This window comes from Bullifex sp. (assembly GCF_034103065.1).
GTDB lineage: Bacteria > Spirochaetota > Spirochaetia > Sphaerochaetales > Sphaerochaetaceae > Bullifex.
The window spans coordinates 1-10,750 of sequence record NZ_JAXEGN010000048.1; the positions used below are offsets into that span (position 1 = coordinate 1).

A 10,750-nucleotide genomic window follows, 5' to 3' on the forward strand; every position below is an offset into this window, starting at 1 on the left:
CTTTTAAGTATTTTACGATTGAAGTAATTGAAAGCTTTGGTGGAGCAGAAACAAAAGCATGTATATGATCTTTATCTCCTACTTCAAAGTGGTTTTATCGTAAATCCTTTCTCTTCAGCTATCATTCTGGCAAGATCATTCAGATATGATTCGATTTCTTGAGTCAAAACCTTTCTTCTATATTTGACTGACCATACTATATGATAGTTAATATTACATACGCAAGTTCTGTAATGTACAAGATTTGTCTTCATAATTTATGATATCACATGCATATATTTTAACAATTACTATTTTACGCTTTCATCTCGGTAATTGAATTACCGAGGATTCCCGCTTAATATCCTAAAGAATGCAGAAGAGTAGATAATAAGCATAAAGAATATTTGTGCAAGATTATCTTGAGTAAAGGTCGCCATGAATAATCCTTTGAGGATTAAGAGTGATAGAGTGAGTAAAAATCCGATTTTCATGATTGAGAGGCTAAGTTTAGCCTCTCTTTTTTCTCTAGAGAAAAGAGTTCTAATCGAAGAGAAAAATAGTAAAAATAGCATTGGATTTACAAAGATAATGTTTTCATTAAAGTATGTTACATCATGATTTGAAAAACACATCATGAAAATAAGTACACATGAAAGGATAGCTAAAAATAGAGATAAAATAGATGTAAAAAGAGCCCAGAGCCTTCGTTTTGAGTTATAGGACCAGACAAGGAGCACGAAAATAATAATTGCGATTGTAATTGATTCAAATAATAAACTCTTTTGAGAGTAATTAATTTTTCTTGCAGCTACAACGGTAACTGCTGTAACGTTTGAATACTCTTCTATCGCTTGATTTAGAATATCTGGCAAAAAACATGCTTCCCAAAGTGTTAGTTTTTTGTCAATTGAAGGGCCTTGTAGAAAATTTAAAGTCCAGTTTACAGGAAAAGATTTTCCCATTAAATCAGTTGTGTAATCACGATAACTCTTTCCTGTGTTTATACTAGTTGCCCATTTTTTAAATTCACCATGGGTAGATGCATTAAAAATATCTCTAATTCTTGTAGCACAGTTATCTTCATAGTGGTGATAAAGATATGTTGAGTTTTCATCTAATGCATTGTAGTTTAAAAAGTCAATAATACCTTTTTTTGCCTCTATTGGAATTACTAGCTCTGTTCTTGTAAGTGTTCTATTTTCATTTTCTGCTTGTTTTATTGTGTAAGAAGGGTAGCTAACCATTAAACTGTAATATAAGCGACCAAAAATAAAATCTATATAAAATGTTGGAGAGAATGCAAAAACACCCCAATCAAAACATCTTTCAAGCCCATACTTTTTATTTTCAACTACTAAACCTGAATGACCAAACCAAGTATATATTTCATCTCCTGGAGCCATAGTCTGTAAATAAAACTTAGTATTATCTAAAAAATCCTTTTCATCACTTTCATAATTGTTAAAGTTGAAGAGTGAAAGATTTTTTTCACTATCAAAGGTATCTTCAAGTTTTTCATCTTTTATTGAAGCTGCACTTAGAGTAAGCATAGCTAAAAGAAGAATTGCTGGTGTAAGTAGTTTTTTAAGCATAGAAATAATATAGCATACCAGATGAAGGTTGACACTACTCTAAATCGGTTTTATTTTTTCACTCGTGGATAGAAATGAAAAATTACTTTCCGTTGTAGTAAAAAGTACAAGAGTAAAAGAAAACGATAGGTTATTAACACTCTTGTCGCCAGAGCTTGGTGTATACAATATGACGGTGTATGGTGCTCAGAAATCAAAAAAGTGTGTGAAGGCATCCCTATATACGGAAGCTGTTTTCAGTGTTTACCACAATAAAGAAAAATCTATTCGATCATTGGTAGATTTAGATGTTATTTCAATTCATGAAGAAGCAACACATTCACTTGAGACTATTTTTGCATCCTCTCTAATGAGTGAGCTTGTAATTTTATATAAGGGTGAAACCTTTTTAGATTTATATGAAACTTTTACAACTCTATTAGATGCATTAAATGATGAAAACTATGTGATAGTTGCAACTCAATTTATGATAAAATATATGAAGATATCAGGACTTTTACCTGATTTTATTACATGCCCTGTATGTTCAAGAACTTACAATGATAGTGATATCCTAGGATATAATACTACTTTTTCTGTTCCATGCTGCAGTGAATGTGATAATATATCAAATGGACTAATACTACCTAGAAATGCAAGAGCATATATTAGAGATTCAGCTGCGTCTCCTCTTTCTAAATCTCTTGCATTTAATATAAGTCCACAGCAAGCCTCAAGAATTATGAGATACATGCTACGCTATATCACTTTGGCTTTAGGTGTAGAACTAAAGGTAATGAAAAGTGGCTTACTTGAGCTTGCACTATAGCTTTGGGAATTATTGATATGGAATATGAGCTTAAAAGAGTATCACCAGAGGTTCCTCGACGTCTGGTTGAGAAATACAAATGTGATTTACTCTCTGCAACAATACTTGCAAGGAGAGGAATAACAGATAGGAGGGATATAAAATACTACCTAGAAAGTAGTATTAACTATCTTCATTCTCCTTTTTTGTTCGAGGATATGGATAGTGCTGTAATCAGAATTAATGATGCTATTAAAGATCATGAGAGAATTTGTATCTTTGGTGATAGAGATGCAGATGGTATTACTGCAACTACAATAATGGTTCGGGAGCTAAAGAGATTGGGTGCTGATGTCTTTTACATGCTTCCTGAAGGAGATGATCCCTATGGTTTAACCGACGAAGCGGTTAAGAAAATATGTGATGAGAAGGCTTCTTTAGTAATTACTGTTGATTGTGGAATTTCTTGTATCAAAGAAATTGATAGCTTAAATAAACTTGGAATTGATACAATTGTAACTGACCACCATATTTCAGGCGATGATGTTCCTGATGCTGTTGCAGTAATAGATCCTAAAGTTCCATCCTCCGGTTATCCGTTTGAGCACCTGGCAGGATGTGGCGTTGCTGCAAAACTAATTTGGGCTTTACGATTTTCTCAAACAAAGTATTATTCATCATCTGTAATATTACTTCATGCACTACCTGGTCCAGGTGATAACACAACTACAGTTATTGAAGCCGTGCAACTTGATAACCTTGTTGAAAGAGGCAGAGTTATCGAAGAAGTTCCAAATGGTGTAATGGACTTAGAGCATAGCAGGGTAGTTTCCTTTTTAACCAGGCAACTTCCTATTTTAGTTTTAGATAAAGATATTGAGTTAAGAGCTTTACGCCAAGCCTTTGGAAATGGTGTTGATATCATGCTATATGATATTAGAGAGGAACTTGAAAAGGTTATTCCTGCAGTCAAAGGAAAGAGTCTTTTTGACCTTTCTAAGCAAAGTAGAGCGGTAATGTATAGTGATGGACATGAAGAGCTTGAAACTTTAATTAGTCTATTTCAAAGTTGTTGTAGCTTCCAAGAGCCTCTACTAAGTAGTGAATATGAGGGAATATTAGATATTGTAGCACTTGGAACAATTGCTGATTTAATGCCACTTAAAGATGAAAACAGGGTAATTGTAAAAGCTGGTTTAAAAAGGATTAATCAGCATCCAAGAGAAGCAATTGTACAACTATTATCTGCACAAAATCTTTTAGGAAGACCAATTACTACAACAGAAATTGGTTGGTACATTACTCCTGTTATCAACTCATCAGGCCGTTTAGGTTGCCCTCGTGTTGCTGTTGATTTGCTTCTTAGTGATGATATTAGTATTTGTAGTGAGTTAACTAAGAAACTGATTTCTTTAAATAAGGAGAGACAAAAACTTGGTGAAGAGTCCTATGACTTTGTAAAGGCTAAGGCAGAGGAGAGCTTAGAATCTTTTGGTTCAAAATTTATTATGGTTAAAGATTCAGCGATTCCAAGAGGGTTAACTGGTAATATTGCTTCAAAGGTATTACGTGATTATCCTCAAGTTCCTGCCGTAATGATAATTGCAGAAGCAGAAGAAGGGCGATTAAGTGGTTCAATGCGTAGTCGTGGTTCATTTAACTGTAGATCATTCTTATCTTTATTTGAGGACATTGTTAATGATTTTGGAGGTCATAAAGCAGCAGGTGGTTTTTCTCTTGATGCAGAAAAGTTTGAGAAATTTGAAAAATTTTTAGATGAAGAAGTTTTAAAGCTTGATGAAGATCAAGCAGAGGAACAATTAACTGTTGATGCATTAATTCCTCCACAATATATGAACTCAAATTTAATTAAGATAGTTGAATTATTTGAGCCATATGGAGAGCAGAACTTCCCTCTAAACTTTTTAATTGAACATGCGGAGATTAAAGATTGTATCTGTCTTGGGGAAAATAAAGAAAAAGGAAATTTAAAGCTTACAATTAAGTATGGTAATTCGCTTTGGCCTTGTCTTTATTGGAATAGCAAAGATGCTTTTAAAAAGAATTTTGATGTTGGAGATAAGGTAAAAATGGTCTTCAGACTAGGAAGAAACTACTATAGGGGAGTTGCTAATTTACAGCTTACTGTAGTAGCTCTAGAAAAGGAGTGAAAAGAGGAGAGTGAGATTTTTTTTCACTCTCCATTTTGTTTATTGACCAAAAAAGTTGTTTTTTGGATACTAATAAAAATTATTTTGATCTATTTTTAGCATATTTGATAATTATCCATTTAAGTTTTCATAATTTTTATTAAAAAAAATTGACAAATACATAAATTGCCCACATACTTAGCATAACAAAATGTAAAAAGGAGTTGTTATGTTAATACTCATTGCAGATGCTTTTGATAAGAGCTTACCAGGAAAGCTCTCCGTTTTTGGTGAAGTCACAGATGATATTTCTCGTCTTGCAGAGGCAGATGTTATACTTATTAGAAGTAAAACAAAGGCTACCAAAGAGTACATTGATAATGCAAAGAAATGCCGCTTAATCATTCGTGGTGGTGTAGGTATGGATAATATCGATTTAGCATATGCTAAGGAAAAAGGCATTATTGCAACCAACACTCCAAAATCATCAGCCCCAGCAGTTGCTGAAATGGCTTTCGCATTAATGCTTTCAACAGCTAGTAAGGTTTGTTTCTATGATAGAACAATGAAAGCAGGTGAATGGGCAAAGAAGACAAAGAGAAGTGAGCTTGGTGGAAAGACTCTTGCACTTTTAGGCCTTGGTAATATTGCAAAACGCGTTGCAACTCTTGCAAATGCATTTGGCATGAAAGTTCAAGCTTATGATAAGTATGTTACTGAAAGTGATTTAGCAGAGCTTAAAGCTACTCCAGAGGAAGCTGTTAAGGATGCTGATTACATTTCAATGCACCTCCCTTATACACCTGAAACAGATAAGATGGTAAATGAAGATCTTATTAATAAGATGGAAAAGAAACCTGTAATTATTAATACAGGTAGAGGTAAGTGTGTTGATGAAGCTGCAGTAGCTCAAGCACTTAAAGATGGAAGGCTTTCATGGTTCTGTACAGATGTTTACTCATCTGAACCACCAGTTGTAAGTGAAAATCCACTCTTTGGTTGTGAAAATGTAACATTTAGCCCACACGTTGGTGCAAATAGTAATGAAAACTTATTAAGAATTGGTCAGGAAGTATATGACACAATTGAAAAATTATTAAAGGAAGGTAAGATCTGATGAGAAAGAAGAATTATTTTGCAGGACCATCTGTTCTCCCTGTTGAAGTACTAGAGGAGATGAGAGACAACATTGTTGATTACGAAGGTAAAGGACTTTCTATCATTGAAGCAAGCCATAGAGGTGGTATGTTCGAAGAAATGTATGATTCATGTCTTTCTTCATTCAGAGAACTCTTAGCTATCCCAGAGGATTATGATGTTTACTTCCTTGGTGGTGGTGCAACACTTCAATTTACAATGATCCCAACTAACTTCCTTGTTAAGGGTAAGGTTGCAGATTATTCAAGAACTGGTACATGGGCAAATAAAGCTTGTCAAGATGCTCAAAAGCTAGGTGATGTAAATGTTTTCTTTGATGGCAAAGAAAGTAATTTTACAACTCTCCCTGATCCAAAGAGTGTTAAGCCAAGTGAAAACTCTGCTTATTTATACCTTTGTGCAAATGAGACCATTGGAGGTATTGAGTGGAAAGATTTCCCAGATACAGGTGATGTACCTCTTATTGCTGATATGTCTTCTGATATTCTCTCTCGTCCAGTAGATGTAAAGAAATTTGGCATGATTTACGGCGGTGTTCAGAAGAATTTAGGACCTGCTGGTGCTACATTTGTAATTATGAGAAAGGATATGCTTGAAAGAAGAAATCCTAATTTAACAGCATATATGGATTATGCACTTCATGCTAAGGAAAAGGGCCTTTACAATACTCCTCCTGTATTCTCAATTTGGGGCGTTAAACTTGTTCTCGAATGGATTAAGAGAAATGGTGGTGTAGAAGGCATGGATAAGAATGCAGATTTAAAGAGTGGATTAATCTACGATGTTATTGATTCTTCAGACTTCTGGAGAAGCCCTGTTGATAAGCGCTACCGCTCAAGAATGAACATTGTATTCCGTCTTCCTTCAGAAGAGCTTGAAGCTAAATTCGTTAAGGAAGCTACTGCTGAGGGTATGCTTGGTCTTAAGGGACATAGATCAGTTGGTGGATTAAGAGCATCATTGTATAATGCACTTCCATATGAAGATGTAGTAGCTCTTAAGGATTTCATGAAAGAGTTTGAGAGAAAGAACGGATGATAAAAAAGATCGATGAGACCAATAAAACGATCATAAGAAGCTTAAAGGATGGCAGAAAAGCATATTCTGCCATCGCAGAGGAGCTTGGAATAACAGAGAATACTGTTAGAACAAGAGTAAATAAAATGATTGAGGATGGCGTTCTTCAAATCACAGGATTAGTAAACCCTGAATACATCCCATCATTCCAAGTAGCTATGATGGGTATCAAGGTTAAAACACTTGACCTTGAGACAAAGGCTAGGGAGCTTACTCGCTTAAATGGAGTTATTAACTGTGCAGTAGTAACAGGACGTTATGATCTCATCCTACAAATTGAGTTATGTGATACTGAAGGCCTTTCACTGCTTGAGTTCTTTAAAAATGAGCTTAATAAGGTAAAGGACATTACAGAGGTTGAAACCTTTATTGTATATCAGTCACATAATTTAGTTGTGCCATATTTACTATAATTAAGAACACAAGGGAATTGCATTAGCTCTTCCCTTGTTTCATAATAATGAGTTATGAACGATAATAATCTTAGAGAAAAAAGAATAGATGGTAGCGAAGTTTTCTCTGGAAAGCTTCTTCATGTGTTTCATGATAGAGTAATTTTACCTAATGGTCATGAAACTGGTCGTGATTTAATTAGACATGTTGGTGCTGTATGTGTAGTTCCAATTACAGATGATGGAAATGTAATTATGGAACGTCAGTATAGATACCCTGTTGATGAAATACTTTGGGAAATTCCTGCAGGTAAGCTTGACTCAAAGAGTGAAGATAAACTTGAAGCTGTTAAAAGAGAACTAAGAGAGGAAACAGGTTTTACTGCTCGTGAGTGGATTGATTTAGGTTTTCTATATCCAACTCCTGCATATAGTGATGAAGCTATTCAAATCTACATCGCAAAAGGGCTTGAAAAGGGAGAGCAGGACTTAGATGACGATGAATTTATTAATGTAGAGCAAATTAAATTTGAAAGTCTAATTGAAATGGTTATGAATGGTGAGATAGCAGATGCTAAAACTCAGTTAGCTCTATTAAAAGCAAAGTTATATTTAGATAAAAAGGCTTGATTAACTAACCTATTTTTTAATAAAACTTTCATTCGTATGAATGAAGAACGTCTTGGAAATGAAAATATACTAACTCTTGTGGTCAGAATGGCACTTCCGGCTATGCTGACCATGGCATTTCAAGCATTATATAATGCTTTTGATAGTTTATTTATTGCACGCTACTCTAGTCATGCTTTTGCCTCAATTTCGATTACTCATCCAATAATTAATATTTCTTTAGCACTATGTTCTGGCTTTGGAGCTGGAATGGGTGGATGTATTTCAAGACATCTTGGTCAAAAAGACAAGAAGAGTGCAGAAAATACATTTAAAACAGCGTTTTTATGTGTAATAGCTATTGCATGTACAATTGCATTATTATCTCTTATCTTAGCAAAAGTCTTTGTAAAGTGTTTTACAACTGATACACAAGCAATCTCTCTTGGTTCTAATTACTTACAAATAATTGCATTAGGCTTTCCTTTAATATTTATTTCAACACTATTTGCTTCATTATTTAATTCTCACTCATTGCCTTTATATGCAATGATAATTCAATCTTCTGGAGCTGTAGCGAATATTATTTTAGATCCTATATTCATTTTCTATTTTGATTTAGGTTCTCAAGGTGCTGCAATTAGTACAGTTTTAGGATATTTAGTTTCTTTTATTATTGGCTTTATTTTTTACCAAAGGAATAGAATATTAAAGTTATCAGGAAGTTTTTTAACTAAAGAGCTTAAGAGCATTAGTAATATTGCTCTGCCATCTATGATGGTTAGTGCCGCGGGCTCAATAGTTGGACTAATATTTAACAGACTAATTTTATCTTATGGTTTAGATGCAATGGCAGTTTATTCAATGTACCTTAAGTTAGAGTCTTTTATGTTCTTAGCAGCATCAGGAATATCATCTGCCCTTGTTGTAATAGTTTCATATAACTATGGAGCAGGAAATTTTGAGAGAGTAAAAAAAGCGTATTTTACATCTCTTCTATTATCTTGGTCTGTTATGATTATAGGGTTTATTTTCTTTCAAACCTGCACAAAGCAATTAGTATCACTCTTTACTTCCGATGATACTCTGATGAAAATGGGTATAAGAGCTTTTAAACTTCTCTCATTTTGCTTTTTATTTACAAGTCCAAATATAATTACATCAGGACTTTTGCAAGGACTTGGAAAGGGAGAGAGGAGTTTAGCATTAACAATGACTAGATTCTTTGCCCTACTAATACCATTTGCCTTTATATTAAATTATTTTATTAAGCTTGATGGTTTATATTTAAGTTATTTTGCATCTGATATCGCTGTATTACCATTAATATCTATAGTTTATAGTAAGACAATAAAAGAGGCAGCAAAACGCCAAGATTAGATATCTCTGACTGCTCCCACGGGCAAGCCCGAGGGGTTCTGATTACCAAGTGTAGCTTGTAATCGTACATCATTTTCAGACTTTGGAGTTACAAGTGTAAGTCTATTTAAATCAGGACTTTCATTACCAAGCAGTCCTACGACCACATTAGCGGTAAATTTCTGCTTTCCAGCAAGGAAGTACAGTCAATCTCCCTGTTATTAATCTTCTAAACTATTTTAATTCCACTGTTTAATACTTTAATCTTATTAACCTTAATCCTTTACTCCCCTTTTATTTACTTTCATGATTTATTATATACATAGTATATTTAATTCTTCTAGATAATTGTCAAGAGAAAGAAAAGCTGCTTTCATCCCACACGCAAGCGTGTGGGTTTTTCGCAGCATATATATAACATTAGAATATATTACAAAGCGATTAATTATTTTTAAATCCACATTTGCACAGTGTTGGTAAAAATAGGGTAAATGAAGTACGATAGTGGTACTTAATGAACAGTGGATGAGGCTGGCAAGTTGATGTGGTAGTCCAGTCAGCCAAGTCCACTTCATTTAGGACTACCACACATGAACAAAGAATTTTTCATTACGGAATCCAGTAGGACAACTCCCTGGACAGGTGATGCAGATGCTACTGAACTGCAGCATTTCATCGACAGGAAGGTCGACGCCCTTTACGCGGATAAGCACAAGGCAATATCCGAGACGGAGGAAGCCGGTCTTCTTAATTCATATGAGCCTCAGAAGTGTCCATACTGCGGACATGAGGAATACATGGGATACGGCAGGACGCGTAACGGTGTGAAAAGATACTGCTGTAAATCCTGTCGCAGAACTTTCACCATAATAACCGGAACTATATTTCAGGATCATAAGATCCCGATCTCCGAATGGATAGATTTCTGTCTGTGCCTGTTCAGGTTCCAGAGCTTCACATCCATATCAAAAACCAACAGAAATGCTTACAGTACTGTTAAATACTGGCTGAGCAAGCTGTTTTTTGTACTGAGTGATTATCAGAAGGACATTGTACTGGAAGGAACTGTTTACATTGATGAGACCTTCTATAAGGTGAGAACTCAGGATATAGAACACAAGGATGATGGGACTCAGTACAGGGGATTATCCAAAAATCAGATCTGCATAGGAATAGGTACTGACGGAAAGAGAACCATCGCATTTGCCGAAGGCTTCGGCAAGGTAAGCGGAAAAAGAACATTATCCACCTTCAAGGATCATATCAGGGAAGGTTCAAAGCTGATACATGATGATGAAAGGGGACACAGGTTGCTGGTGGATGAGCTTGGTCTGAAAAGTGAGACATATAATGCAAGACTTCTGAAGGGAGTATCCGATAAGGATAATCCCCTGCTGCCGATCAACAGAAAATGTTTCTTTCTCAAGAAGTTTCTGAACTCCCATTCAGGCTTTGACAGAGAAGAACTGCAGGATTACCTCAACCTTTTTGCTTTCATCATGAATGAGGGAAATCAGTATGAGAGGGTTGATAAGATACTGGAATGGTCACTGCATTGCCCAAAAACCCTCAATTACAGGGATAGATTCTGCAAATAACGCGATGAATCGAAGTTTTTTACCAACACTGTGCAAATAAGGATTT

11 protein-coding genes and 1 pseudogene are annotated in these 10,750 nt (G+C 34.9%); 8 read left to right on the plus strand and 4 right to left on the minus strand.

All coding sequences use genetic code 11. The annotated features are described in order from the left end of the window. The 3 genes and pseudogenes from SOY52_RS11140 to SOY52_RS01960 form a co-directional block, all read right to left on the minus strand. A pseudogene (locus tag SOY52_RS11140) lies at positions 1-67 on the minus strand (hypothetical protein); the annotation flags it as partial. A gap of 16 nt (positions 68-83) precedes the next feature. Then, entirely contained in the window at positions 84-254 is a 171-nt protein-coding gene (locus SOY52_RS11145) for a transposase (protein WP_414429578.1), read from the minus strand. A 66-nt stretch (positions 255-320) separates the two neighbouring features. Beyond that, on the minus strand, positions 321-1,574 hold the full coding sequence (locus SOY52_RS01960) for a DUF4105 domain-containing protein (protein ID WP_320847306.1): 1,254 nt from the start codon (positions 1,572-1,574) through the stop codon (positions 321-323). A gap of 64 nt (positions 1,575-1,638) precedes the next feature. Between SOY52_RS01960 and recO the strand changes: the two genes are divergently transcribed. The 7 genes from recO (at position 1,639) to SOY52_RS01995 (ending at position 9,127) form a co-directional block, all read left to right on the plus strand. After that, the gene (recO, locus tag SOY52_RS01965) at positions 1,639-2,382 is read left to right on the plus strand and encodes a DNA repair protein RecO (protein WP_320847307.1); all 744 of its coding nucleotides are present in this window, start codon (positions 1,639-1,641) and stop codon (positions 2,380-2,382) included. Positions 2,383-2,399: 17 nt separating this feature from the next. After that, the gene (gene recJ, locus SOY52_RS01970) at positions 2,400-4,532 is read left to right on the plus strand and encodes a single-stranded-DNA-specific exonuclease RecJ (RefSeq protein WP_320847308.1); all 2,133 of its coding nucleotides are present in this window, start codon (positions 2,400-2,402) and stop codon (positions 4,530-4,532) included. 208 nt (positions 4,533-4,740) lie between these two features. Next, positions 4,741-5,628 (plus strand): NAD(P)-dependent oxidoreductase, encoded by an 888-nt coding sequence (locus SOY52_RS01975; RefSeq protein WP_320847309.1) that lies wholly within the window; start codon positions 4,741-4,743, stop codon positions 5,626-5,628. Then, positions 5,628-6,707 carry a 3-phosphoserine/phosphohydroxythreonine transaminase gene (gene serC / locus SOY52_RS01980; protein ID WP_320847310.1) on the plus strand — a complete coding sequence of 360 codons (1,080 nt, stop codon included), beginning with the start codon at positions 5,628-5,630 and terminating at the stop codon, positions 6,705-6,707. Before SOY52_RS01975 ends, serC begins: the two co-directional genes overlap by 1 nt. Beyond that, on the plus strand, positions 6,704-7,159 hold the full coding sequence (locus SOY52_RS01985) for an Lrp/AsnC family transcriptional regulator (RefSeq protein WP_320847311.1): 456 nt from the start codon (positions 6,704-6,706) through the stop codon (positions 7,157-7,159). The genes serC and SOY52_RS01985 overlap by 4 nt, the downstream gene beginning before the upstream one ends. A gap of 54 nt (positions 7,160-7,213) precedes the next feature. Further along, positions 7,214-7,768, plus strand: coding sequence for an NUDIX hydrolase (locus SOY52_RS01990; protein WP_320847312.1), 555 nt, complete (start codon positions 7,214-7,216; stop codon positions 7,766-7,768). 36 nt (positions 7,769-7,804) lie between these two features. Continuing rightward, the gene (locus tag SOY52_RS01995; protein ID WP_320847313.1) at positions 7,805-9,127 is read left to right on the plus strand and encodes an MATE family efflux transporter; all 1,323 of its coding nucleotides are present in this window, start codon (positions 7,805-7,807) and stop codon (positions 9,125-9,127) included. Here SOY52_RS01995 and SOY52_RS02000 read toward each other — a convergent pair. Then, positions 9,124-9,273: a hypothetical protein gene (locus SOY52_RS02000; protein ID WP_320847314.1), complete on the minus strand. Its 150-nt coding sequence runs from the start codon at positions 9,271-9,273 to the stop codon at positions 9,124-9,126. The genes SOY52_RS01995 and SOY52_RS02000 overlap by 4 nt on opposite strands. 423 nt (positions 9,274-9,696) lie before the next feature. Between SOY52_RS02000 and SOY52_RS02005 the strand changes: the two genes are divergently transcribed. Beyond that, positions 9,697-10,704 carry a transposase-like zinc-binding domain-containing protein gene (locus SOY52_RS02005; RefSeq protein WP_320847315.1) on the plus strand — a complete coding sequence of 336 codons (1,008 nt, stop codon included), beginning with the start codon at positions 9,697-9,699 and terminating at the stop codon, positions 10,702-10,704. Positions 10,705-10,750 lie beyond the last annotated feature (46 nt).